The sequence below is a fragment of the Thermogemmatispora carboxidivorans genome, from assembly GCF_000702505.1.
Classification (GTDB): domain Bacteria; phylum Chloroflexota; class Ktedonobacteria; order Ktedonobacterales; family Ktedonobacteraceae; genus Thermogemmatispora; species Thermogemmatispora carboxidivorans.
In genome coordinates this window covers 3660626-3683716 of the sequence record NZ_JNIM01000001.1, presented here as the reverse complement: position 1 = coordinate 3683716, position 23091 = coordinate 3660626, and the positions used below count along the sequence as shown (strand labels likewise).

The following is a 23091-nucleotide window of genomic DNA, read 5'->3' as shown; positions in this document are numbered from 1 at the left end:
CAGCGTCGAGAGATCGCGACTGCGCTCCATTTGACAGGCCAGCCGTCCCGTGCTATACTAAATTGTCCATTATGTGGATGATATTCCACTATATGGAAAGGAGGCGCTGAAGGAATGCCCTCAGAGGAGGCGCATGCGACACGGGTAGGGGTCTTGGACAAGGCGATGGCCATTCTAGAGGCCTTTCCGCGGGGGGAGAGCGCTCTTCTGCCCCAGGAGATTGCCGAGAGGACCGGGCTACCGCTTCCAACTGTCTATCGGCTGGCTCAGGCCCTTGCCGAGCATGGGCTACTCATGAAAGAAGGCTCACGCTTTCGTTTAGGGCTGACTCTGCTGCGTCTTGGCTTGCTAGTTGCTGAAAGCATTGACGTACGCAGGCAGGCCCTGCCCCACCTCACCTGGCTCAACGGCCAGACGGGGGAGAATGCCGAGCTGCACATTCGCCAGCACGAGACCAGGGTTGTCATCGAGGTGGTGCGCAGCCCCCACAATTTGCGTCCCTTTGCCGAGATTGGGGCCCCGCTGCCACTCCATCGTGGTGCTGCCGGTAAGGTCTTGCTGGCCTGGCTCCCTGATGAAGACCGCCTGGCGCTGGCACGTGCCAGCCGCGAGCGCTTTGACAGCGAGCGGACGGCTGGCGAAAGGAGTTGGGATGAGGGAGTCTTTTGGGCCGAGCTGGAGAGGGTGCGGCGCCAGGGGTGGGCCTACAGTGAAGGAGAGCGGGTTGCCGGAGTGGCGGGCCTGGCTGCGCCCATCTTTGATCGGAGTGGCCAGGTAGTGGCGGCCCTGACACTTGTCGCGCCCGCCGCGCGTCTCGGGCCAGAGCAACGGGAGCGCGCGATCCCCCTGGTCTGTGAAGCCGCGCGACGTGCCTCCTACGATATGGGGCATACCGCCAGTGCCGCCGGCCTTGGCCTTGCCAGTATGGCAGGCTCAGAGCGGCAAGAACAGCGTTACCAGCGCCACAACGGTGTCGGCGCTGAGTCGCCCAACCCTTGAGTGAAGGCGCAGATGAAACCAGTCACTCTTTTTGAGAGTACTGGCATTGGGAAGGAGGTCAGCAACCATGACGCTCGTTGAAGAGCTAGCGAACTTTGTGGTACGCAGCAGCTATGAGGATCTCTCGGCGGAGGCGCGCCGTGAGTTAAAGATTCGCGTGCTCGACTCGCTGGGGTGTGCCATTGGGGCCCTGGAGGGGCGACCTCTGGCTATTTTGCGCGAGCAGATCAAAGACTTCGGGGGCAATCCGCTGTCGACCTTGATTGCGGGAGGCCGCACGGCGCCCGACCGGGCGGCTTTCTACAATGCCGCTCTGGTGCGCTATCTCGACTATAACGATACCTTTATTGCCAAAGGGGAGAGCTGCCATCCCAGCGATAATCTGGGGGCTGTCCTGGCGGCCAGCGAATATGCTGATCGCGGTGGCAAGGACCTCTTGACGGCCCTGGCGGTGGCCTATCAAGTGCAGTGCCGGCTGTCAGAAGTGGCGCCGGTCCGAGCGAAGGGCTTTGACCATACCGTCGAGGGTACCTATGCCGTGGCAGCTGGCGTCTCGCGCGCCCTGGGCCTCGATGCCCAGCGTACGGCCAATGCCATTGCCATCAGCGGTACCGCCTACAATGCCCTGCGCGTCACCCGCACGGGGAGCATCTCCCATTGGAAAGGCATGGCTTACCCGGCGGTCGCCCATGCTGCGACTCACGCCACGTTCCTGGCAATGCGTGGCATGACCGGGCCGGCTGAGGTCTTCGAAGGGAATAAGGGCTTTATGGAGAGCATCGCCGGACGCTTTACGATCGACTGGTCGCGCGAAGATCTGGAGATTGTCCGGCGTACCAGCATCAAAAAGTACAATGCTGAGTTCCATTCTCAGCCGACCCTGGAGGGTATTCTCCAGCTACGCGCGCAGCATCAATTGCGCGCCGATCAGATCGAGCGCATCGAGATCGAGACCTTCGATGTCGCCTATCATATTATTGGCGGCGGAGAAGAGGGAGACAAGCGCATTGTGCGCACCAAGGAGGAGGCTGATCATAGTCTCCACTACATGGTGGCGGTGGCCCTGCTCGATGGCAAGGTGACCCCCGAGCAGTATCGCCCCGAGCGCATCGCAGCCAGCGATGTGCAGACCCTGCTGCGCAAGATCGAGGTGCGGCCCGCTGACGATCTCAGCGCTCGCTTCCCTGCCGAGATGCCTTGTCGCATCCGGGTTCTGCTGACCGATGGGCGGCGCTATGATCTGGACATTGCCGACTATCCGGGCTTCTACAGCCGCCCGTTGAGCTGGGAGCAGGCCCTGGAGAAGTTTGAGAGTCTGGCAGCACCCGCCACCGACGGCGAGCTGCGGCGCTCCATTGCTGAGACAGTGCAGCATCTGGATGAGGTGCCAGTGCGCCAGCTCACGGCCTTATTGGCTCAGGTCCGCCTGCCGGCCTCTGGCGGGCCAGCCCTCTAACGCGTGCCGAGCGCCAGGCCAGGCAGGCCAGCAGCCAGAAAACCAGTCAGAAGACTGGCCTGGTGTGCTGGCCTGCGCTGCGGCTCACCTGTGCCGCGCTAGCCCTCGTGGCAGGCCAGCAAACCTGCCAGGCAGTAGTCAGCGAGCGATCAGACAAGGAGGGAGACAATGGCAGAGCGTGGTTTTACCTTCTTACGCATGAATGAGCGGCAGAGCAAGCCGCGGACGCGCGGTATTACGGAGATTCGCGGCCCCTACTACACGGCGATGGGGAAGCGCTACCTGGAGGACGTGCTGGAGACAATGGGCGAGTACGTCGACTCGCTCAAGTACGCCGGCGGCTCGTTCACCCTGATGCCGCCCAAGGCGGTACGCGAGCTGAACGAGACCGCCCACCGCTACAATGTGCTGGTCTCGACCGGCGGTTTCATCGAGTATGTCCTCACCCAAGGGGCGCAAGCAGTGGATCGCTATATTAAAGAGTGCCGCGATCTGGGCTTTGACATTATTGAGATCTCCGGTGGCTTCATTACCATCCCCATTGATGACTGGCTGCGCCTGGTAGAGAAGGTCCAGAAGGAGGGTCTCAAGGCCAAGCCCGAGGTGGGCATCCAATTCGGCGCTGGTGGGGCGACCAGCGTTGAGGAGCTGGAGGCCGAGGGAACACGTGACGTGGGGTGGGCCATTACTCAGGCCAGGCGCTTCCTGGAGGCAGGGGCCTACATGATCATGATCGAGTCCGAGGGGATCACGGAGAACGTCAAGACCTGGCGAACCGATGCCGTAGCCAGAATCATCGCCGAGCTCGGTCTTGAGAAAGTAATGTTCGAGGCCGCCGACCCCGAGGTCTTCACCTGGTACATCAAAAACTACGGTCCCGAGGTCAACCTCTTCGTCGATCACAGCCAGATCGTGCAGCTGGAGTGCCTGCGCTCGGGTATCTGGGGCACGAAGAGCGTCTGGGGTCGCATCCTTACCTACAAAGGCGACCAATTCTGAAGCCTGTACCTGTCTGCGCCCGCCGCCTGACTGCTGAGCGGCGGCAGAGGCAGAGACTCATCTGCAGCGGGCTAGACGATGTCAGCCCTCCTTCTTTGAAAGGTTGGGTGGCCTTGCCCTCTGCGGTTACCGTCACGTACCTGCTCGCTCCTTGGAAATCATAGCAGAGCGCCCTGAAGGCGGAAGCACCGTCTTCTCCAGGCTGCCAGCGGAGTAGTCAGGAAGAAGACATCTGCTATTACCGTTTTCGGAAGGAGGCAAAAGAAAGAGGAGAACGAGCCGAGCGGGCGACCTGGCAGGAGAGGAGTGCCGGACAGGCCTTCTCGTCGCCCGCTCCCTCCATCTTCAGCCAGCAGGCTCCTGGGGCTGCCTCTCCTTGGGAGGTCTCTGCTTCCCAGCAGCAGCGAGCGTGAAATGAGAGGTTAACCAGGGGGGCACTGCCAGCGTCACCAGCGCAGAGCAGCCGAGCGCCAGCGCGCTCGCTGCCAGCCTTCCCAGCAGCCAGATCGCTGGCCAGGCCGAAAGCACTGCTCCGGCCATTGCCAGCCCCAAGAGCAACAACCAGAAGCGCCAGCCAGCCTGACGCCAACGCGGGTGAGCCACGCAGCCCAGCAGACCGCAGAACAGCCCGATCAGCAGCCAGAGACCAGTCAAAGCCAGTGCCAGCCAGAGCGTCATCGTACGCAAACCTCCTCTGCCTCTGTCTCTCTCACGAGCCGACGAGCGTAATCTTCCAGACAATGGTTGCCAGGCGACTGCTATCGCCAAGCACTTGCAGCGGACTGAGGCCACTTCGCACCTCAACGTGCTGAAAAATGCCAAACTCGGCCATATCGTAGGGATGATGCAGGCGCTGGAGGGCGCTAGCAAAGGCGCGTGTCTCCGTAAACGGGACATAGGCATCGCTGCGGTCGTGCAGCAAGAAGATCGGAGCCGCGATTGCAGTCACCACGCTCGCCGGTGAAAGCTGAGCGAGCAACGCCCGCATCTGTGGAGAGAGGGCGGCCAGATTCTCCGTCACCTGCCCTGGCTGATCGCCGGCCAACAGATGGTAGGCTGCGCGAGTACTGGGAGAGAGCTGCTTCAGCTCCGTCGCAGTCAGCGGTCTGCCGTTCTGAGCGAAAGCGGAGCGCAAAAGAGCAGCCTCGTGAGCAGGGAGAATAGTGCCCAGCGTGTGAGCCAGCGCCTGCAGAGGTACATAGTACGGTGTCCACGACTGTGTTCGACCATCAACCTGTAGCTGATGAGTAGCGATAGCCTGTAGCAGCGTTGTAGCCTCAAAGAAGCCGCCGAAGGAGAGCACAAAGGCCACCTGACGGCGAATACGCGGATCAGCAGCCGCGAAGCACGCCAGAGCATTGCCAGCGCTGAAGCCGACCAAACCGATGTGTGAAGGGTCGACATCGGAGCGCCGGGCCAGCAGCTCAAAGACCTGCACCACCGCAGCGCTATCCGCACGACGGAGCACAAAGTCAAACAAGGCTGGCGTCCCAACAATGGCTACCACCATCCCATCGCTCGCCAGCGAGCGTGCAAAGTTCACCAGCTGGACATCGGCGCGATTATCACCCAGACCAGCGATGACCACCACAGCCTGGCGGCCTCCTGGAAACACAGGAGAGGAATCAGTAGGGGCATACAGATCCACATACACAAGACCAGTAGCGGCGGAAGAGAGAGTGGTACGAGTAAAGCGGATTGGTTCGCCGAAGAGCGAGTAGGCAGGTCCTTGCGAAACACTCAGCAGAGCTGGCAGCAGCAGCCCTGTGCGCAGGGCGGCCCGTCCCCAGGGAGTGAGTGAAAGCAAGAGACCGAGCAGCATCAGGGTCACCAGCCAGCCCTGAGCTAGGCGAGGTCCGAGGGCTGACCTTCTACGGGGTGGTTGGGGGGAAGAGGCGGGCGAAAGAGCAGGCTCTGCGAAGTCTCTGGAGGATGGAGAGGCCGTCGCGGCTGGCTGGCTGTCTGGAGGCCGGGGCACGGGAGTAGAAGAGGCCTCCGATTGGGCACAAGTCAACCCGCTCCCTGGTCTTACTGGAAGACCCCCGGCCCTTGCGGGGAAGGGCCGGCCCCCTGACCAGGCGTAAAACAACGACAGTGGCGAACTGAGGCGACTCACAAGCCAGATCGGGGACCGGGCCAATGAGCGGCAGCCAAAAAGCTGCGGGAGTAGTGGGGGCCTCATAGACATGGCCGCCTCCCTCTGAAGCAGAAGCAGGAACGACAGCGCACTTCATAGTCTCAAACGAAAAAGGCCACCCACAAGCAACAGCGTGCCCAGTTTCTTCTCCGGGCAGAACGAGCCTGGCAGCCAAGGCTTGACCCGGCTGCCCATCCTCTCGTCGAGCCATCCCACTTGCCCGGAGAAAGCCCACACCACGCATCACGCTCCGCCCCTCCCGGCCAAGCAACTGCTCAGTCCGCAGCGGCCTCAACCACCACCGAGCCAGTAATCACCTCTTGCGAGACGAGCACCACGGAGCTACCCAGCGTACCCATCCAGGTGGAAGCCACCTCATCGGCCTCGCGAAGCTGGCGCGGATCGGTCGAGAGAATGATCGTCACCAGCTGGTCCTCGCGATTCAGCACATAGAAGCCCATGAAGCCGGGCAAGCGGCGCACCAGAGGGACCAGATCCTCCTGAATGCGCCGGATCACAGTAATCACCTTACCGCTATCGATACGGTACTTACGAATCGTGCCTTGCATCGTAGTCGTCTTCCTTTCACCAGGTCCAGCAAAAATAGAAGCGAGAGAAGAGAAGGCGAGAACAAGCGCCATACCTCGTCTCTCTGGGCAGGCAGAGGAGCGGGGCAGGCGTTCACCCAATAGTATAAAGTATGAAATCAATGAGGGAGCCGCAGCAAGCGACCGCCAGCAAAGCCGTACTGGCCCAGGCGCGACAGATCCGCGGAGAAAGCGCTCCACTGCTGCAACTGGTCGCAGAGCTGCGTACAATATTTCAGGAGAAAGACCAAGGGCATCGGGCGGGAGCAGCAAGCAAGCAAGGAAGAAGAGGATGGGAGGGGTTGGGGAGAGCTTTCCTACTCTTGACTGAATAGTGGACGCTTCTATATGTGCTAATCCCGCTCCGGTGTGATATGCTTAATGGTGGCAAGCTGGTTAAGAATCGGCATTGTGTGGAGATAGGCATGGACCTGAGTGTTGATGGCAAGTCAGAGCGTATTCCATACAGCTCGCACATCTGTCAGCTCTACAGCAAAGTGACAGAGATCGCCGGGGTTACAGCCCGGCTGCTACGTGCGGGGATTGTCGCATCGGAGAAGTGCCTCTTCGCGGCGGCGCCGGCGCAGGTGCAAGAGTTACGTGAAGAGCTGGTGAAGCTGCAGCTTGACGTAGACGACTTAATTGCCAAAGGGCAGCTCATCCTCTCCACCGATCGGGAGCCGTTTCTCTCGAACGGGAAGCGGTTTGATCCTTATTTTTTATTATCCACGCACCAGACCTTTATTACGCAGGCCCTGCGTGATGGCTGGAAAGCAGTAAGAATCTCGATCGACATGACCTGGCTGGCTGGGGAGCTGGCCACGCCCGAGCAGCTCTTAAAATACGAGGCCCTCTGTGATGCGGTCTTTACCTTTCAGAACCGGCCCATCATCGCCCTGATGCATTACGATTACGGGAAATTGTTGCCCAGCCTTGTGGTGGAGATGCTCAAGCTTCATCCTATCTCCGTCGTAGGCAAATTCATCCGGCGCAATCCCTACTATTTGAACTCCGAGCAGTACATGATCAAGATTCTGCGGATGCATCGGGAGAAAGAGAAAAAAGAGCCGGGATCGCCAGAGCGTGGGGGCGGGCGAGACTAGCGAGTGAAGGCGAGCAACAATGAGCCATGCCAGGCCACACCGGAGCGTGCTGAGGTACGCGAGTTGACTCGCCCCCTTATTCTCTCACGCCGGCAGCCCGTCGGCACTGCGCACCAGGTGGACCCCCAGGCGTTCCCAGCGTGCCAGCTCCTCCTCAGCCAGGGCCTCGAAATCGATCGTAGGATGCTGGACAGAGCTGGTGCAGTCGTGCAGCACATAGAGACGTTGGAGCACATCGGGCCGCTGACTGAAGTGCTGAACAAGCTGACGACCACTCTCCAGCACACAGTGAGACTTGGCCTCGCCGGCCAGGAAGACGCGATCATGCTGCATAATCGTTTCCAGCAGGGAAGTATTGAGCTGGCTAGAAGGGTCGGAAGGATCGGGCACCTCGGCGCCGAAGATGCCATAAAACTCCGTCCGCAGAGTCAGGCCCTTCACAATATAGTGAGGCTGAGTCTGACGGGCTGTGCTGTGCCAGGCCAGGGCCTCGCTAAGGGGGGCCACCAGCATATGGCCCAGCGTGCCCTGCATCGTATGGTAGGGCCAGATCATCAGCTCCTTGCGGGCCTGCTGGCGCAGGGCCTGCACATAGTGACGTGACCACTCAGGTTCACGGAGGGGGAGCCAGCGACCTGCCTGGACATCCTCGCTAGTGATTGTTGTAAACGGAGCGGGATGCTCGCCCGTCTGCGGGTTCTGCCACCAGGGAGAATAGAAGATCTGGAAAGGCAAGTGCGTATCCAGCGAAGCATAAATCGTGGTAATCCGATCGGCGTGAGCGTAAAACCAGGTCAGCAGGCGCGCAACATCCTCCTGGGCACCAGGGACTGAGAGCGTGCCACTGGGATCAACAAAATCATGCTGATAATCAACCAGCACCAGCGCGATGCGCTCGCGGTCCGTGCTGGCGGGAGCCAGGCCCGCCTGACGCCCGGCCTCGCTGAACTCGGCGATGCGGGCGGCATAAGGGCCTCTGAAGGCATCCTGTGGATCAAAACGTGCTGGAGCCAGAGATCGTTCACTCATCAGTAGACTCCCTCATCCAGACCAACGTCGCGAGGCAGAGGCCGCGAGGCAGAGCGCGACCCCAGGAGCGGTGACCGGCCACAGGGGCGACCTGCCCTGTCTGGGCCTACTGCCCGCGTCTAGAACGGCAACGCAGCGAGCGCGAGGCGAGACGAAGCTGGCCCGTGGCCTGGAGAGGGGAAGAAGACCCCTCCTCCCGCTGGCCAGCCAGGCGCTCGCCGGATCAGAGAGACAGAGAAAGTGTCAAATCTACACTAAATAATCATTTAGAGTATAGCCTGTCTTGAGAGAAAAATCAAGAGGCGGGGAAACGAATCGCAAGCTCTTCGCCCTGCCTTGCGTTGAAAAAGATAACATGATATAATACTATGAGGATGGGCCGCTAGGGACCTCAAGCTTGAGGCGGGGAGAAATGCGTCTCCTTGCTTGTTGTCCGCGAGGGATTGACGCTTGGGACCCTCTCATGCTCTCCTCATGCTGGTGAGGCTAAAGGCACTGGCCGCGGGTCAGTAACGGCTTCGTCTCGCCTGACGCAGGGGAGAGGGAGGGGAGGGGTCAATCCTGCCGCCTGCTCTATCCTGGAGAGAGGGCTGTTGTCAATCAGCCCCGAAGCCCGGGCTGATGAAGCTGCGGGCAAGCCCCGATTTCTGTCGTGGGGTAATTGACAGAACATAGAGGAACCTTGAGAAAAGTGGGGGCCCCCCACTTTTCTGCTTGCCAGGGACTTTTTCTTTGCACTCGAACAACTTGCAGTAAGTGTCTACTGGGCGACCAGCGAGCGGGAGGGAGAAGGCATCATGAGAAGCGAATTTCAGGCTGCTATTGCGCAGTTGATTGCCGAAAAAGGATTGCCCCGCGAAGTGGTCATGGAGACCGTGGCCAATGCCCTCTTATCAGCCTACCGCAAGAGCTTCGGGGGCGGGGACAACGTGCGCATCGAGGTGGACAAGAACGGCGAGGTCCACGTTTGGACCACCAAGCGAGTGGTTGCCCAGGTCAAAGATCCCAACGAGGAAATCTCGCTGGCGGAGGCCCAGCGCCTCATACCGAAGGCCGCCCTGGGGCAAACGATTGAAGTGGACTCATCGCACATCTTCGAGCGCATTCCTACCCAGACGGCCAAGCAGGTGATCCTGCAGCGCATTCGCGAGGCCGAGCATGAGCATCTCTATGAGCAGCTCAAAGAGTGGGTGGGCGAGATCCGGCTGGGAACGATCACGCGCCGTGATCCGGCGCGGGGATGGGTGCTCGACTTCGATCTTGACCGCGTTGATAAGGTCGAGGGCTTGATGCCCTTCAGCGAAGAGGTTCCTAGCGAGCACTATCGGGTTGGCCAGCGGTTGCGTGTCTACATTGTCGATGTGCGTCGTGTCCAGGGGCGGCTCTTGCAGATTGTCGCCTCGCGTTCCCATCGCGACCTGGTGCGGCGCCTCTTCGAGGCCGAGGTGCCCGAGATTTACGAGGGTATGGTCGAGATCAAGGCTATTGCCCGCGAGCCGGGCAGCCGGACCAAAGTGGCGGTGGTGGCTCACCAGGAGGGCCTGGACCCCATCGGCTCCTGTGTCGGGGTACGGGGATCGCGCATCAATAATATTGTGCGCGAGCTAAGCGATGAGAAGATTGATATTATCCTGTGGAGCCCCGACCCGGCGACCTTCGTGGCGAATGCTCTCAGCCCTGTGAAACCTCTGCGTGTCGAACTGCGGGAGGCCGAACGTACCGCCCAGGTGGTGGTTGCCGAGAAGCAGCTCTCGCTCGCCATCGGTAAAGATGGGCAGAACGCGCGCCTGGCTGCCAAGCTCACTGGCTGGCGCGTCGATGTGGTCAAGCCTGCCGAGGGCGAGGTCTATGAGGAAGCTGTAGCAGAAGCGATCTCGTCCGTCAGCGCTCGCCGTGAGCGAGGACGCCATGACGGTGGCAGGCGCTCCTCCTCGTCACGCGGCGGGAGATATCGCTAAAGGGCTGCTCACTTGCCTCCGGCACCTTCACCTTGTCTGTCTGTCTGTCTGTCTGTCTGTCGGCCTTCTCTTCTCCACTCTCGGCAGGCTGTCATCTGGCCTTCCCTTGGGTAGGTAAGTCAGAAAGTAGGTCCAGCTAGGGGGGTGAGGAGGCAGGGATGGGCTGCGGCAAGCCTGTCCGAGGCCTCTCCGTGGCTGAGGCTGGCAAGCATCACTGAGCAGTCTCTTGAGAAGAAAGGGGAGGAGTAGTATCTCATGATGGCCAAAGCCGCTAAGGGAGGGCGCCAGAAACACGTTCCGCTGCGTACCTGTATTGCCTGCCGCGAGACCAGGCCAAAGCGTGAGCTATTGCGCATTGTGCGCACACCCGAGGGGCGAATTCTCCTCGACCCAACCAGTAAGAAGTCCGGGCGCGGCGCTTATCTCTGCGCTCGCTATTCCTGCTGGCAAAAGGCGCTCAGAGTGAAAAAGGCGGGCGATCGCTGCCTGTTAGAGCACGAATTTGAGCAGCCGCTCTCTGCCGAGGATCGGGCAGCGCTGGAGGAGTACCTGGCCACGTTGCCACGCGAGGAGCAACCTCCCAGTGGCCTTGCCAGGCCCGTGCCGTGAGGGCCCAGGCTCCTGGCTCCTCTGGCCTCCTGTCCTGTTTCAGCTGGCACATGGCAGGACAGGGCGACAGGGTCAGGGAGAAAATTGGCTAGAGGCTCAACCGTAGCGGGTTGCAAGGGTCCAGCGAGTAGGCTATACTGAAGAAAAGTTCGCAGCTTTCTGAATCCTTTGTTACCGTGTCCAGGACGGGGAAACGGGAAGCCAGTGAGCGCTTTCCTTGTGATCATTGTTGTATGTGTCACGCAATCTTGACTCTTCTTTACAGAGACACAGCCCCTCGTCTACAGGGCAGACGTGGTGCGCCAATGTTTGCGGAGCAAGGGCTATGCTAGGATAACCATAGCAGCAACTACGCCAGAGTGCGCAGACTGAGACAAACATGCCTGGCCTGCATTAGCGAGGGCTGTCTCCTCCCTTCAGCTGAATGGCGCCTGCCTTTGTGGAAGGGAAGGTGACAGTCCTTTGTTGTGGCTGTGAAGAGAGGTCTCCACCGCCAATTGTGGCGCATCATTCTCGATAGAAGGGAGTCTTCTTCATGAGAAATACATCTGAATCAACCACGAATACCAACGAGCAGGCGAAGGCAGCGACGACGCGCAGCCGTACTACCGGCACTCGCCCGAAGACTGAGAACGCCACACAGGGCGGTCAGGAACGTTCGACCAAGCCAGGCGCTCAAGGTGCTCAGCGCCGTAATGCGCCGCCGGCGGGTGCTCCTCCGGCGCGCAGTCAGCCGCAGCACCAGCAGCACCAGCAGCACCAGCAGCACCAGCAGCACCAGCAACATGGCGGCGGTGCAGTGCAGCCGTCGCAGCAGAGTGGGGCCGGGGCTGCGCCCGTTCAGGCCCAACGGCCAGGGCCGGGGAACGGTCAGCGAAGTCAGCGGCCCGGAGGAGGATCGCAGTTCCAGCGATCTTCTTCGCCCGCGGGTGGGGGAGTGGGCAGATCAACGGCGGGAGGAGGAGCTTTCGGTGGTGGAGTATCTGGGGGGGCTTCTCGTGGTGGTGGACTGTCTGGGGGGGCCACTGCCACTCGTGGTGGTGGGCACGCAGGGGTGGGTCCCACAGCTGGAGGGGGGGCTGGCACTCATGCCCCGGCGCCGGCCTCATCGGCCTCGCGGCCTGGCGCTCGTCCCCGTCCTGGTGGCGGAGGACGGCCTGGCTCCTCGGCTCAGCGCAGTCATGAACGGCATGGCAGCGTCGTCAGGGAGAAGCCCCCGACTGGTCCTGTGGCTATTCCGCCGCAGATTGTCGTCAGAGACCTGGCCGAGCTTCTGCATGCGACGCCTACGGAGATCATCCGTCATCTGATCAAACATCACATCTTTGCCAGCATTAACCAGGTTGTCGATTACGAGCAGGCTGCCCTGGTAGCGCGCGATCTAGGCTTTGAGCCGACGCCGCAGGTCATCTCGCCGACGAGCACCAGCCTGCAGCAGGGAGCGCTGCCGACCAGCGCCGTCTTGCAAGCGGCGCGCGAAGACAAGAATACTGTCCCTATTCCTCCGGTGGTCACCATTATGGGCCATGTTGATCACGGGAAAACCACCCTGCTCGACATGATCCGTAAAACCCGTGTGGCTGCCGAAGAGGCTGGTGGTATCACTCAGCATATTGGGGCCTACCAGGTGGAAGTCAAGGGGAAAAAGATCACCTTCCTCGATACGCCTGGCCACGAGGCTTTTACCGCCATGCGCGCGCGTGGGGCCCAAGTTACCCACATTGCTGTCATTGTCGTCGCGGCTGATGATGGGGTGATGCCGCAGACCCGTGAGGCCATTGATCACGCTCGCGCAGCCAATGTGCCGGTCATCATCGCCATCAACAAGGTCGACAAGCCGACGGCCAACCCTGACCTGGTCAAACAGCAGCTTGCTGAGATCGGCGTGATCGTCGAGGACTACGGCGGCGACACGGTCTGCGTGCCTATCTCGGCCCGCACGGGGGCTGGCATCGACGAGCTGTTAGAGATGATCCTGCTCGTTGCTGAGATGCAGGACCTGCGGGCGAATCCGAACCGCCCGGCTGTAGGCGTCGTCATCGAAGCCAAGCTGGAGAAGAGCACCGGTCCCATGGCCACTATCCTGGTCCAGGAAGGGACCCTCAAGATGGGCGACTATATTGTCGTCGGGCCTCTGGCTGGCAAGGTACGCGCTATGTTCAACGACCGTGGCAAGCGCATTCAGAAGGCGCCTCCCAGCACGCCGGTGAGTATCCTTGGCCTGCCAGAGGTACCACAGCCTGGCGATCGCCTCGAAGTCGTGTCTGACGAGCGCACGGCCAAGCAGCGCGCCGCAGAGATCGCTGAGCAGCGCCGGGCCGAGAACAGCTTACCAGGACATGTCAGCCTCGATACCCTCTATATGCAGATGCAGGAAGGAAAGGCCAAAGAGCTGAATATCGTCCTCAAATGCGATGTTCAGGGCACGGTCGAGGCTATCAAGAATGCCTTGCTCAAGCTGGGCGAGGAGAAGATCAAGCTGCACCTGATCCACGAGGGCGTTGGCAATATCACTGAGACCGATGTCCATCTGGCTGCCGCCTCCGGCGCCATCATTATCGGCTTCAACGTCAAGGCCGATAACGCCGCTCTACGCCAGGCTCAGAAAGAGGGCGTCGAGATCCGCTATTATGATGTGATCTACCAGCTGATCGAGGACATCGAGGCCGCTCTCAAGGGCCTCCTGGAGCCAACCTATCACGAGGTGGTCGAGGGCCATGCCGAGGTGCTGCAGCTCTTCCGCAGCGGCAAGAATACCGTGATCGCCGGCTGCCGCGTCACGGATGGCAAGATTACCCGCGCTTCACAGGTGCGCGTGCTGCGTAACGGAGCGAAGGTGCACGAGAGTCGCGTAGCCTCGTTGCGGCGCGGCAAAGATGATGTGCGTGAAGTGGCCTCCGGTTATGAATGTGGTATGATCATTGAAGGCTTCAGTAGCGTGCAAGTTGGCGATATCATTGAAGCCTTCAGGCAGGAAAAGGATTGAGGCCCAGGAAGGGGATAGGTCATGCCAAACCTGTATCGCCAGGAAAAGCTGGGTGAGTTGATTGCCGAGGAACTCAGCGATCTGCTACGCACGCGCATGAAGGACCCGCGCATCGGCTTTGTCAGCATTACGCGAGTAGAGGTCAGCGGTGATCTGGCCCACGCCAAGGTCTATGTCAGCGTGCTGGGCAGCGATGAGGAACGCCACAATACGATGGCCGCCCTCAAGCGCGCGACCGGCTTCCTGCGCCATGAGCTGGCGGGCCGTCTGGTGCTGCGCCATGTACCTGAGCTGGTCTTCAAGCTGGATCTCTCTCTGGAAAAAGGGGCCCAGGTCATGGAGCTTATCAAGCAGATCGAGCAAGAACATGCTCAGCAGCAGCAAGGATCTCAGGCGGCCCTTTCCGCTCAGCCGGACGCTGAAGAACAGCAAGGTCAGACCTCTGATTCAATGGAGGCGGAATGAGCACATCTGCGACTGCTCTGGCGTCTCAGCTACCAGCGGACCAGGTGGCGCGCGCGGTGGCCTTGCTGCGTCCGGCCCGGCGCGTAGCCCTGTTGGCCCATGAGCATCCCGATGGGGACTGTCTTGGCTCCGCCCTGGGACTGGCGCATATGCTCTGGGCTCTGGGCAAGGGCGCAGTGCCCTGCTGTGCCGACCCGCCACCGCGGGCTTTCTCCTTCCTTCCTGCTCAGGAGCGCTTTCAGCAGGACCTGGGGGATGAGGATTTCGATCTCGTGATAGCGCTTGATGCTGGAGAACTGCCGCGTTTTGGTAGCCTCTACGAGCGCCATCGCTCCTTCCTGGAGCAGGTCCCGCTGCTCAACATTGATCACCACATCAGCAGTGCGGGCTGTGGGCAGGTGACGATCATCGATCCAACGGCGGCAGCTACGGCGGAGCTGCTGGTCCTCTTCCAACAGCAGGCTCAGCTGCCACTGACGCCGGAGGCGGCGCTCTGTTTGCTGACAGGCTTGATGACCGATACTGGCTCGTTCCAATTCCCTAGCACCACGTCTCGGACGTTGGAGGCGGCGGCCCTGCTGCTGCGAGCCGGGGCCTCGCCCGAGCCAATCGCTCAGGCCGTCTTTCGGACGCATCCGCTGGCCCAGGAGCGCCTACGCGCCAGGGTCCTGCTGCAAGCGCAGACGGCCTGTGATGGGCAGCTGATCTGGTCCTGGGCCAGCGATGCCACCCTGGCCGAGACCGGAGCCTTGCCAGAGATGGATGACAATCTGGCCGGCCTGCTCCGTGATATCGAAGGGGTGAAAATCGCGGCTTTCTTCAAGAGCTACGGCGACCCGGGCACGACCCGCCTGAGCTTGCGCTGTGCGGCTCCCTATAACGCTGCAGAGATCTGCCAGCGCCTGGGGCGTGGCGGTGGCCATGCCCGTGCCGCTGGTGCTGCGCTTGATCTGCCGTTGGAGCAGGCGATTCCCTTTGTTGTGGCCAGGCTGGAAGACGAGCTACGGCGGGGAAAGGAGCAATGGACGGCATCCTCAACATCAACAAGCCCGTAGGTCTCACCTCGCACGATGTTGTGGCGCGCGTGCGCCGTCTCCTGCACCAGCGGCGTGTGGGCCATGCGGGAACGCTGGACCCACTTGCTCGTGGGGTGCTACCCATCTGCGTCGGCCTCGCCACGCGCGTGGCCGACTATCTCAGCGAGAGCGGTAAAGCCTATCAGGCTGAGATTGTTCTGGGAGGAGAGACCGACACCTATGATCGCGAGGGGCGAATTCTGAGCATGCAGCCAGTGCCAGATTTCACCCGTGAGCAGCTTGAGGGAGTCCTGCGCGCCTTTCTCGGACCGCAGCTGCAGGTCCCTCCACCTTACTCGGCGATCAAGCTCCAGGGGGAGCCGGCCTATCGTCGCGCCCGGGCTGGCGAAAGCCTCAAGCTGGAGGCTCGGCCTGTCGTGATCGAGCGCCTTGTCCTCCTCGCCTGGGAAAAGCCGCGGCTCCAGCTTGAGATCGAGTGCAGCAAGGGAACCTATATTCGTTCGCTGGCCCACGACCTGGGCCAGCGCCTCGGCTGTGGGGCCTATCTGAGCGCCTTGCTACGGACGCGCAGCGGACCTTTGATTCTGCAGGAGAGCATCACCCTGGAGCAGCTGGCCGAGGCAGCGGAGAGCGGTCAGCTTGAGCGCTATCTTCTGCCGCTGGATATTGCTCTCCAGCATTACCCGGCGCTCGTCGTCGATGCCAGAACCCTGCAGCGGGTCCTGCATGGGAACAGCTTTCGCGCCCCTGGGCCAGAGGCTGGCCTCTGGCCTTCCCGGGTCACGGGCCCTGGCTGGCGCGCGACCGCTTCCCTGCAGGAAGAAGAGCCGCGACTGGCGCGCATCTGCGACGAGCAGGGGCGAACCTGGGCCTTAGCTGCCTGGAAGCCGGAGCAGCAGCTCTGGCAGCCGATGCGGGTCTTTGGACCCGAACGACGCTCTTGAGCGGGACGGCGACGGCGGGCAATTCCCCCAGGCTGGTTAAGAAAGCGCGCGATTGTTGCCTGACCACTAGAGCTGTGATACTATTAAGACGCCCGCTGCGGGTGCGACACTGAGCAGAACGTAAAGGGCCACCACTATTCATTATGAATTATCAAACCACCGTAACCGCGCACGAACCAATCGTCATTACCATCGGGAACTTCGATGGCATTCATAGAGGACACCAGCGCCTGCTCCATGAGCTGCGAGCATTGGCGGCGACCCTGGGCAGTAAACCGGTACTGCTGACCTTTGAACCGCATACGCTGGCGGTCGTGCGGCCCCATGTGCCCCTCCAGTGCCTGACCTCGCTGGAGGAGAAACTGGCGCTGGCCCGGCGCTATGGCGGGGTAGAGGACTCCATTGTGGTGCAGTTTACGCCGCAGGTGGCAGCCATGTCGGCTCGCCAGTTTCTCGATGAGCTGCGCGCAGCCTTTGACTTGAAAGGGCTTGTGGTAGGCGAAAACTTCAGCCTGGGACACAATCGTGAGGGAAATATTGCCTTCCTGCAAGACTATGGCGCAGAGCATGGGCTGGTGATCCACGCGCTCCCACTAGAGGAGATTCGTGGGGTGCGCGTGAGTAGTACAGAGATTCGCGCGCTCGTCAGCACAGGTCGCATCGGCGAGGCCGCCGAGCTGCTTGGACATCCATTGCTCTTGAGCGGCATCGTGGTACACGGCGATCATCGTGGCAGGCTGTTGGGATTCCCAACGGCCAATATTGTGCCAGAACCTTATCGCCTGCTGCCAGCCAATGGCATCTACGCGGCGCGGGTGGCGGTGGAGGAGGTGGGAATGAGTGACGTGTTTTCTTCTCCTCACGTCTATAAGAGTGCGGTCAGCGTCGGGATTCGTCCCAATTTCCCCAGCGAGCGCCCACTGGTGGAGGCGTACCTGCTGGATGTCGAGCTTGATCTCTACGGCAAGCGCATTCTCGTAGAATTCATCGCCCGGTTACGCGATGAGCGGCGTTTTGACAGTATAGAAGCTTTGAAGGCGCAGATGGCCGCCGATGTGGAGCAGGTTCGGCAGATTCTATAAAGGGAGCGTGAGCCAGGGTGAAAACGCGCCAGAATCCACTCTCACGGTTTGAAGCTTTTATGCAGCGGCTGATCGAGGGGCCGTTTGCTTTTCTCTTCCCTTCGCGATTGGAGCCGGTGGAGGTGGCCCGCAAGCTGGAGCGGGCAATGGAGGATAACGTCTTCCAGGGGGTGGATCGCCTGCTGGCACCAAACGTCTACGATATTTATCTGAGTATCAAGGACCATCAGCGTTTCGCTCCCAGCCAGGCGATTCTGGTCCGAGAGTGGCAGGAGGATCTGGTGAATCTGGCTCGCCAACGACACTATACTCTGCGCTCTAATCCGGTGCTGCGCCTCCATACCGACAGTAGCTTGCGCCCCGGCCTGGTGCGCATCGAAGCGGAGCTGGTCGACCGGCAGCATCGCACCGGCGATCCCAGCGTCGACGGCGAGGTGATGGAGACCCAGGCGCTGAGCGCTGAGCAGCTTGCGCAGCTGCGGGCCCAGTTGCAGTCTGGCCAACTCTTGCCTGGCATCGATGTCCCCGCCGGCTCGTCGATGAGTGGCCTGGCTACAGCACGTCCCGCTCCCCCAATGCCCCAGGCCTGGCTGACTATTCGCGTGCCACAGGGCCAGCAGGTCTATCGCATCGAGAAGCCAGTCGTCAATATCGGCAGACAGCTCAATAACGATATTATTGTGGAAGATAAGCGCGTCTCTCGCTACCATGCGCAAATCAAATATCAGCCCAATGGACAGTTTATGCTCTTCGATCTCGGTAGTACAAACGGCATTACGGTGAATGGGATGCCCGGGGTACGGCAGCATACCCTGCGCAGCGGTGATCGTTTCACCATTGGAAGCTACGATTTCTACTTCGAGCGAAGGTAGGGACACTGACTCATGCCTTTGGATGTCTTTTTATTGATATTGAGGATCTTGCTGCTCATCCTTCTCTACCTCTTTTTGATGCAGGTTGTGCTGACGATCTCCCGTGATCTGCGCAAGACGGCGGCAATGGGAAGCGAGGTGGAGGCACGCACGCCGCCGGTGGTCGGGCATCTGGTGGTAGTTGACAGTGGCCCCAGCAATCTGCTGCCGGGGACGCGCTTTGACCTGATGCCACAGACAATCATTGGGCGTGGGCCGACCAACACGATCCAGCTGCCCTACCCCTTTATTTCTGCCGAGCATACGCGGCTCTGGTATCGCAATGGCGTCTGGTATGTCCAGGATGCCGGTAGCGTCAATGGCACCTTTCTGAATAGCAAACCGGCCCGTGAGCCGTTGCCTGCCCGGCCTGGTGATCTGATCCAGATCGGGCCGGTCTCTTTTAAGCTCACGCCCTAGCTCGCAGGGCCTGCTCTTCCCTCCCTGAGCCTCGCCGGCTAGCTCAGTTGAGCGCTTGGGGGCCTGCTGGGGGGCTGCGATCTGGCTGACTGGTCAGCTTCGGTGGTGGCTTGCATGCTCGCTAGCTAGGGTTCCGTTGGATGTGGCTCGGCGCGCTCCGGTTTGCCGAGACTTGCTGACAGTGAAAGGTCTGGCTGCAATGACGTTTCGCTATCGCTGGAAAGAACTGGGATTATTCATTATCCCGTTTCTGATTTTGCTGCTGGGCATGACCCAGCTCTTACTTGCCAATCGTGATCAGACCTCCTCTCTGAGCACGCGCAATTTGCCGCCGGTCCAGGGGCTGATCCCTATTCTGGGTCTGATCGCCCTGTTTCTGACAGTCAACATCATCCTGAGTTTCTTTTTCTCGCGAGCCGATCAGATGCTTCTGCCGCTGGTGGGATTGCTCAGCGGCCTGGGGGTTCTGATGGCGATGCGCATCGGCCCCGATATCAATCGTTCCACGTTGGGGACGCAGCAGCTGATCTGGGTGATGCTGGGCATTATCATGTGTATGGTCACCCTCTTCGGCTTGCGGCGCATGCAGTGGCTGGAGCGCTACAAATATACCTGGGCTGTGCTTGGCCTCTTTCTGGTCTGCGTGACCCTGGTCAATACCTTCCATGTAAAGAATCTCGACAGCCCGACGCATGACCAGCTCAAGTTGGGTCCTTTTGCCTTCCAGCCTTCAGAGTTGCTCAAGATCTGCATTGTCATTTTCTTTGCGGCCTATCTGAGCGAGAATCGCGATATTCTGGCTGGGAAAGGGCCACGCTTTGGTCCCTTCCGTCTGCCCCCGTTGCGCCAGCTCGGCCCCGTGTTTATGATGTTGGGGATTGCTCTGTTGCTCTTCCTGGTGGTGCGCGAGTTGGGGCTGGCCCTCTTGATCTACAGCCTCTTCCTCTGCATGATCTATCTCAGCTCGCAAAAGAAGTCCTACGTCTTCTTTGGGTTGCTGCTGTTTGCCCTCCTGGCCTTCATTGGCTATTCCCTCTTCAGCTATGTGCGGAATCGCTTTGCGGTAGTTGGCTTTGATGTGGTCAATTGGCAGCGCTGGACCGAGGCCCAGACGGATTTTGCGGAGAATAAGGGGTTCCAGGTCGTCCAGGGATTGATCACGCTCTCCAGCGGTGGCATTCTCGGCGCCGGCCTTGGCCTGGGTCATCCGACCATCGTTCCGGTAGTGGAGTCGGATATGGTCCTGACTGCCTTGGGCGAGGAGTTGGGACTGGCGGGTTTGCTGGCTCTCATTGGCCTCTATCTACTGCTGATTTACCGTGGCTACCGCATTGCTATGGAGTCCCGCGATCCTTTTAACCAGCTCCTGGCGGCGGGCCTGACCTCGATCTTTGCGCTGCAGACCCTGATTATTGCCGCTGGCAACATCAAGTTGCTTCCTCTCACTGGTATTCCCTTGCCCTTCCTGAGCTACGGCGGTAGCTCGGTGATTGCTAACTATATCATTGTCGGCATTCTTCTGCGTATCTCCCACAATAGCGCTCTGGAGCGCGAAGGACTGGCTTAGCTGGCGAGGCCTCCCCTTCCCTCGCTGGCTCTGGTCAGGTGCCAGACTGGGCTGGAGCCGGCGCGCCGCCTGAGCGGGCAGAGACAGAGGCGCGCCGGAATCCGGGCCTGGAACTCAGGAGACTGGCAGACGCCCCCGCCGTTGCTTCTCGCTCCCTTGCCCCTGGCCTGGCAGTGGCAACGGCTGCGCTGCCAGCGTCGACCAGGTCCGCTGGCGTCGGCGCTGGGCCAGCGCCAGCGGGACGACCAGGAGCAGGAAGGACCAGCCCCACAGACCGCGCAACCAGCTGATTTGTAAGCCAGGTAAGAAGGGAAGCCCAGTGCGCTCCATCCCCCAGATATAGCCAGCGTAAATTGAAAGCATGCAGAAAGCGGTCAAGGCCGCCGTAACGGCGAAGGCGCGCGAGCGGAGCAGGGCTTGCCAGCCTTTGTCGCTCACCAGCGCAAGCAGGCTCAGGCCAACCCAGCTCACCAGATACCACGGCCAGAACCAGGTGGAGCCAATGCAGCAGAAGAGGAGCCAGGCCAGGGCCATCCAGGCGAAGAGCGCGGAGAGCGAACGAATGGAGGCAGGCCGTCGCAAGACGTGAAGGCAGAGGCCACCGTAGGCGAGAACAAAGAGCAGACTGGCGATCGTGTGGGCTACGATCTCCGGTTGGGACCCTGTGTTTGGATTAACCTGGATTAAGCGGATGTGGGCAATTGTGGCATAAAGATGCACTAAAAATTCATATAGCGTATTGCGGGCCATCGAGGCACTGGGGTTGACCTGGAGGAGACGCAGCACTGCGCCGTGGTGCCAGAACGGCCAATAGAGCAGTACGATGCAGCTCACATAGGTCAAGAGTATGGCTGCTGGTAGACGCAGGCGCGGCCAGAAAGAACGCCGCTCCTCGCGGGCCAGAAGGAAGAGGAGCAGCCCGGGGAAGATGACGATGAAGGTAATTTTGAGACAGGCGGCCAGGGCCAGAGACAGGGTGGCCGCCAGCAGCCAGGGCAGTTGCTGGCGACGCTGCCAGCGGAGAAGGAGCCAGCAGGCTAGCATGATGAGGAGGAGAATGGTGGCATCGTTGTGAGCGTTGACGCAGGCTTCCAGGAGGAGGAGGGGATTCCAGGCCAGGGCCAGGGTAGCGGTGAGACGGGCCAGGCGAAGGCGTGGAGATGAGACCTCCTGTGGCGCAAGCGCCAGGCCGCTGCCACTCCAGAGAAGAATGGTGGCACCAAGGTGCATGGCCAGGCCGAAGAGGCGAAGGAGCAGCACCATGCTCCAGACGCTGCTGTGGTGCAGCTGTAATGCCAGCCATTGGAGCAGGCTGGTGCAGGCGATCCAGGTCGGGCCATAGGCCGAAGGTTGAGTGGTCCAAAAGATATATTGATAGATCGGGTCCTGAGAGATGGCAACGGGTAGAGTGGTTAGGGGATTGAGATGGTAAATTACGCCTATGCGGGCATACGTAATGTACGAGAAAACGTCTTGTGAAGTCAGAGCAGGATATAATACTAAAATGAAGCCGAGGAAAGCCGTTGATAAGAGGATAAAACGGTAGGAGACCAAGGGTGGCAAGGCGCGCAGGGCTAGCAGATAGAGGAGGCAGACCAGGGCCAGCCCGCCGCCGAGGGCGAGCAGGTCGTGCCAGTTCAGCGGAACATTGTGCAGGGTCTGGGCGTCAAGGAGATGACGCGGCGAGACGAGTGGCTGGTGGGGGAAGAGCAGGCGCGTTGGCAGGAGTAGCCAGTGCTCCACCCACGAGCCAGGAAAAGCCTGGTAGAAGTAGAGTGCACGCAGAGGGAGGATGAGGCCAAGGACCATCAGGGCCATCCCTAGCAGCAGCACAAAGAAGACAGGTAGCGATTCTGAAGAAGGCTCTGTCAGCCCGGATTCTTTTTTTGTATAGCCTTGAGCTAAAGGAGTTGTTGGGTATGTCATCTGGAAAGGTACCCCCGCCGTGATCTGTGTGCTATCCACGCCCTGGTCCTGTCCCAACAGGACCAGTACCAGTATTTTTACCTATCGGTAAGTATAAATACCTAAACATAGTATACGGTCTCGTGTAAAGTGCCGCTTGTTCGTGGGGGCCAGGCATGGTATACTTTGGCAGAAGGGAGCCGCGTGCCATTCAAGCGACTGCTGTGAGCAGAGCAAGTACGATGGGCCAGTACCAGCAATGGCTACTCTGTCAGGAGACGGAGCAGAGCCTCAGACGGAAACTGGAGGCGCTGGAAGCTGAGCGAGCCTCTTTGTTAGAGCATCTCAGCCAGCTAGAGCGAGCGCAGCCGCGGCCAGAGAATCAGCTAGTACGTCTTCTGCTGAGCGCGCTGGGGGAGGAGGAGCAGCAGCGGGGTCAGCAGGCGCGTGTGAATCTCTCGCCGTCCTCCTCTACTGGTTCGGGGGCTTTGCCAGGGCGTCACACGAGCGAGACGACTGGAAGCCTTGGCCCTGCCCCTGCCCCTACCTCTGCGCAGGCGCCATTGCCTGCCGTAGGACCTGAGCAGCGCGGCAGTGGGCTTTCGGCTCCTCAGCCGGAGAGCCTGGCTCAGCTGGGATGGCCAGTGAAGTTGCAGGAACTTGAGCTACCTGAGTGGCTCCATCGCCTGACCATCTCCTCGGGTAAAGATCGGCGCCCTGGTCCCATCGATGAAGAGCGGATACGCACCAATCGCCTGGTACAGCGCTGGTTGGAGCGCTGGGGTCGCATTTCCCCCTCGTCATCTTCGTCCCAGACCCCCACTTTGGGAGAGGGCCCAACCCAGGAGTGAAGGCTCCTGCCAACTGGCTGGCCCCGTGCTCTGCTTGAGGATACCA

Annotated in this window: 20 protein-coding genes; 15 read left to right on the top strand and 5 right to left on the bottom strand. The window is 60.5% G+C overall.

Going from position 1 to position 23091, the window contains the following annotated elements:
* The first annotated feature begins 114 nt into the window (after nucleotides 1-114).
* The 3 genes from N688_RS14430 (at nucleotide 115) to N688_RS14420 (ending at nucleotide 3454) form a co-directional block, all read left to right on the top strand.
* Nucleotides 115-999, top strand: coding sequence for an IclR family transcriptional regulator (locus tag N688_RS14430; protein WP_052889934.1), 885 nt, complete (start codon nucleotides 115-117; stop codon nucleotides 997-999).
* 67 nt (nucleotides 1000-1066) lie between these two features.
* A complete protein-coding gene (locus N688_RS14425; RefSeq protein ID WP_052889933.1) occupies nucleotides 1067-2455 on the top strand; it encodes an MmgE/PrpD family protein in 1389 nt (462 codons plus the stop codon).
* Between the two features lie 168 nt (nucleotides 2456-2623).
* Complete coding sequence (locus tag N688_RS14420; RefSeq protein ID WP_052889932.1) at nucleotides 2624-3454, top strand: phosphosulfolactate synthase; 831 nt, start codon at nucleotides 2624-2626, stop codon at nucleotides 3452-3454.
* Nucleotides 3455-3799: 345 nt separating this feature from the next.
* Here N688_RS14420 and N688_RS14415 read toward each other — a convergent pair whose 3' ends face one another.
* The 3 genes from N688_RS14415 to N688_RS14405 all read right to left on the bottom strand — a co-directional run bounded on the left by N688_RS14415 (nucleotide 3800) and on the right by N688_RS14405 (nucleotide 6160).
* Entirely contained in the window at nucleotides 3800-4132 is a 333-nt protein-coding gene (locus N688_RS14415; RefSeq protein ID WP_052889931.1) for a hypothetical protein, read from the bottom strand.
* A 31-nt stretch (nucleotides 4133-4163) separates the two neighbouring features.
* Nucleotides 4164-5276, bottom strand: a complete 1113-nt coding sequence (locus N688_RS14410) for an alpha/beta hydrolase family protein (protein WP_052889930.1) — start codon at nucleotides 5274-5276, stop codon at nucleotides 4164-4166.
* A 590-nt stretch (nucleotides 5277-5866) separates the two neighbouring features.
* On the bottom strand, nucleotides 5867-6160 hold the full coding sequence (locus N688_RS14405; RefSeq protein ID WP_052889929.1) for a hypothetical protein: 294 nt from the start codon (nucleotides 6158-6160) through the stop codon (nucleotides 5867-5869).
* Between the two features lie 443 nt (nucleotides 6161-6603).
* On the opposite strand from N688_RS14405, the gene N688_RS14395 reads away from it, so the two are divergent.
* Nucleotides 6604-7281: an MEDS domain-containing protein gene (locus tag N688_RS14395; RefSeq protein WP_052889927.1), complete on the top strand. Its 678-nt coding sequence runs from the start codon at nucleotides 6604-6606 to the stop codon at nucleotides 7279-7281.
* Nucleotides 7282-7365: 84 nt separating this feature from the next.
* Here N688_RS14395 and N688_RS14390 read toward each other — a convergent pair whose 3' ends face one another.
* Complete coding sequence (locus N688_RS14390; RefSeq protein ID WP_052889926.1) at nucleotides 7366-8310, bottom strand: cysteine hydrolase family protein; 945 nt, start codon at nucleotides 8308-8310, stop codon at nucleotides 7366-7368.
* 797 nt (nucleotides 8311-9107) lie between these two features.
* Here N688_RS14390 and nusA point away from each other — a divergent pair.
* The 10 genes from nusA (at nucleotide 9108) to N688_RS14335 (ending at nucleotide 20289) form a co-directional block, all read left to right on the top strand.
* On the top strand, nucleotides 9108-10268 hold the full coding sequence (nusA, locus tag N688_RS14385) for a transcription termination factor NusA (RefSeq protein WP_081838864.1): 1161 nt from the start codon (nucleotides 9108-9110) through the stop codon (nucleotides 10266-10268).
* A gap of 255 nt (nucleotides 10269-10523) precedes the next feature.
* The gene (gene rnpM, locus N688_RS14380; protein ID WP_202901930.1) at nucleotides 10524-10877 is read left to right on the top strand and encodes an RNase P modulator RnpM; all 354 of its coding nucleotides are present in this window, start codon (nucleotides 10524-10526) and stop codon (nucleotides 10875-10877) included.
* 535 nt (nucleotides 10878-11412) lie between these two features.
* A complete protein-coding gene (gene infB / locus N688_RS14370; RefSeq protein WP_081838863.1) occupies nucleotides 11413-13863 on the top strand; it encodes a translation initiation factor IF-2 in 2451 nt (816 codons plus the stop codon).
* 21 nt (nucleotides 13864-13884) lie between these two features.
* The gene (rbfA, locus tag N688_RS14365) at nucleotides 13885-14328 is read left to right on the top strand and encodes a 30S ribosome-binding factor RbfA (RefSeq protein WP_081838862.1); all 444 of its coding nucleotides are present in this window, start codon (nucleotides 13885-13887) and stop codon (nucleotides 14326-14328) included.
* Nucleotides 14325-15383 (top strand): DHH family phosphoesterase, encoded by a 1059-nt coding sequence (locus N688_RS14360; protein ID WP_052889924.1) that lies wholly within the window; start codon nucleotides 14325-14327, stop codon nucleotides 15381-15383. Before rbfA ends, N688_RS14360 begins: the two co-directional genes overlap by 4 nt.
* Nucleotides 15350-16309: a tRNA pseudouridine(55) synthase TruB gene (truB, locus tag N688_RS14355; protein ID WP_052889923.1), complete on the top strand. Its 960-nt coding sequence runs from the start codon at nucleotides 15350-15352 to the stop codon at nucleotides 16307-16309. Before N688_RS14360 ends, truB begins: the two co-directional genes overlap by 34 nt.
* 143 nt (nucleotides 16310-16452) lie before the next feature.
* A complete protein-coding gene (locus N688_RS14350; RefSeq protein WP_052889922.1) occupies nucleotides 16453-17391 on the top strand; it encodes a bifunctional riboflavin kinase/FAD synthetase in 939 nt (312 codons plus the stop codon).
* Nucleotides 17392-17408: 17 nt separating this feature from the next.
* The gene (locus tag N688_RS14345) at nucleotides 17409-18263 is read left to right on the top strand and encodes an FhaA domain-containing protein (protein WP_052889921.1); all 855 of its coding nucleotides are present in this window, start codon (nucleotides 17409-17411) and stop codon (nucleotides 18261-18263) included.
* 12 nt (nucleotides 18264-18275) lie between these two features.
* Nucleotides 18276-18722 (top strand): FHA domain-containing protein, encoded by a 447-nt coding sequence (locus tag N688_RS14340; RefSeq protein WP_052889920.1) that lies wholly within the window; start codon nucleotides 18276-18278, stop codon nucleotides 18720-18722.
* Nucleotides 18723-18921: 199 nt separating this feature from the next.
* Nucleotides 18922-20289 carry an FtsW/RodA/SpoVE family cell cycle protein gene (locus tag N688_RS14335; RefSeq protein ID WP_052889919.1) on the top strand — a complete coding sequence of 456 codons (1368 nt, stop codon included), beginning with the start codon at nucleotides 18922-18924 and terminating at the stop codon, nucleotides 20287-20289.
* Nucleotides 20290-20403: 114 nt separating this feature from the next.
* On the opposite strand, the gene N688_RS14330 is transcribed toward N688_RS14335, so the two are convergent.
* On the bottom strand, nucleotides 20404-22215 hold the full coding sequence (locus tag N688_RS14330; RefSeq protein WP_156025427.1) for an MptA/MptB family glycosyltransferase: 1812 nt from the start codon (nucleotides 22213-22215) through the stop codon (nucleotides 20404-20406).
* A gap of 203 nt (nucleotides 22216-22418) precedes the next feature.
* Between N688_RS14330 and N688_RS14325 the strand changes: the two genes are divergently transcribed.
* Nucleotides 22419-23045: a hypothetical protein gene (locus N688_RS14325; RefSeq protein ID WP_162179563.1), complete on the top strand. Its 627-nt coding sequence runs from the start codon at nucleotides 22419-22421 to the stop codon at nucleotides 23043-23045.
* The last annotated feature ends 46 nt before the right edge of the window (nucleotides 23046-23091 follow it).

What these genes read in the sequence shown, in the direction of transcription:
- N688_RS14425 (WP_052889933.1), top strand. Translation starts at nt 1,067, where the DNA reads ATGACGCTCGTTGAAGAGCTAGCGAACTTTGTGGTACGCAGCAGCTAT.
- infB (WP_081838863.1), top strand. Translation starts at nt 11,413, where the DNA reads ATGAGAAATACATCTGAATCAACCACGAATACCAACGAGCAGGCGAAG.
- N688_RS14350 (WP_052889922.1), top strand. Translation starts at nt 16,453, where the DNA reads ATGAATTATCAAACCACCGTAACCGCGCACGAACCAATCGTCATTACC.
- N688_RS14420 (WP_052889932.1), top strand. Translation starts at nt 2,624, where the DNA reads ATGGCAGAGCGTGGTTTTACCTTCTTACGCATGAATGAGCGGCAGAGC.
- N688_RS14360 (WP_052889924.1), top strand. Translation starts at nt 14,325, where the DNA reads ATGAGCACATCTGCGACTGCTCTGGCGTCTCAGCTACCAGCGGACCAG.
- N688_RS14430 (WP_052889934.1), top strand. Translation starts at nt 115, where the DNA reads ATGCCCTCAGAGGAGGCGCATGCGACACGGGTAGGGGTCTTGGACAAG.
- N688_RS14410 (WP_052889930.1), bottom strand. Translation starts at nt 5,276, where the DNA reads ATGCTGCTCGGTCTCTTGCTTTCACTCACTCCCTGGGGACGGGCCGCC.
- N688_RS14395 (WP_052889927.1), top strand. Translation starts at nt 6,604, where the DNA reads ATGGACCTGAGTGTTGATGGCAAGTCAGAGCGTATTCCATACAGCTCG.
- N688_RS14390 (WP_052889926.1), bottom strand. Translation starts at nt 8,310, where the DNA reads ATGAGTGAACGATCTCTGGCTCCAGCACGTTTTGATCCACAGGATGCC.
- N688_RS14340 (WP_052889920.1), top strand. Translation starts at nt 18,276, where the DNA reads ATGCCTTTGGATGTCTTTTTATTGATATTGAGGATCTTGCTGCTCATC.
- N688_RS14335 (WP_052889919.1), top strand. Translation starts at nt 18,922, where the DNA reads ATGACGTTTCGCTATCGCTGGAAAGAACTGGGATTATTCATTATCCCG.
- truB (WP_052889923.1), top strand. Translation starts at nt 15,350, where the DNA reads ATGGACGGCATCCTCAACATCAACAAGCCCGTAGGTCTCACCTCGCAC.
- N688_RS14330 (WP_156025427.1), bottom strand. Translation starts at nt 22,215, where the DNA reads ATGACATACCCAACAACTCCTTTAGCTCAAGGCTATACAAAAAAAGAA.
- rbfA (WP_081838862.1), top strand. Translation starts at nt 13,885, where the DNA reads ATGCCAAACCTGTATCGCCAGGAAAAGCTGGGTGAGTTGATTGCCGAG.
- N688_RS14415 (WP_052889931.1), bottom strand. Translation starts at nt 4,132, where the DNA reads ATGACGCTCTGGCTGGCACTGGCTTTGACTGGTCTCTGGCTGCTGATC.
- N688_RS14405 (WP_052889929.1), bottom strand. Translation starts at nt 6,160, where the DNA reads ATGCAAGGCACGATTCGTAAGTACCGTATCGATAGCGGTAAGGTGATT.
- nusA (WP_081838864.1), top strand. Translation starts at nt 9,108, where the DNA reads ATGAGAAGCGAATTTCAGGCTGCTATTGCGCAGTTGATTGCCGAAAAA.
- rnpM (WP_202901930.1), top strand. Translation starts at nt 10,524, where the DNA reads ATGATGGCCAAAGCCGCTAAGGGAGGGCGCCAGAAACACGTTCCGCTG.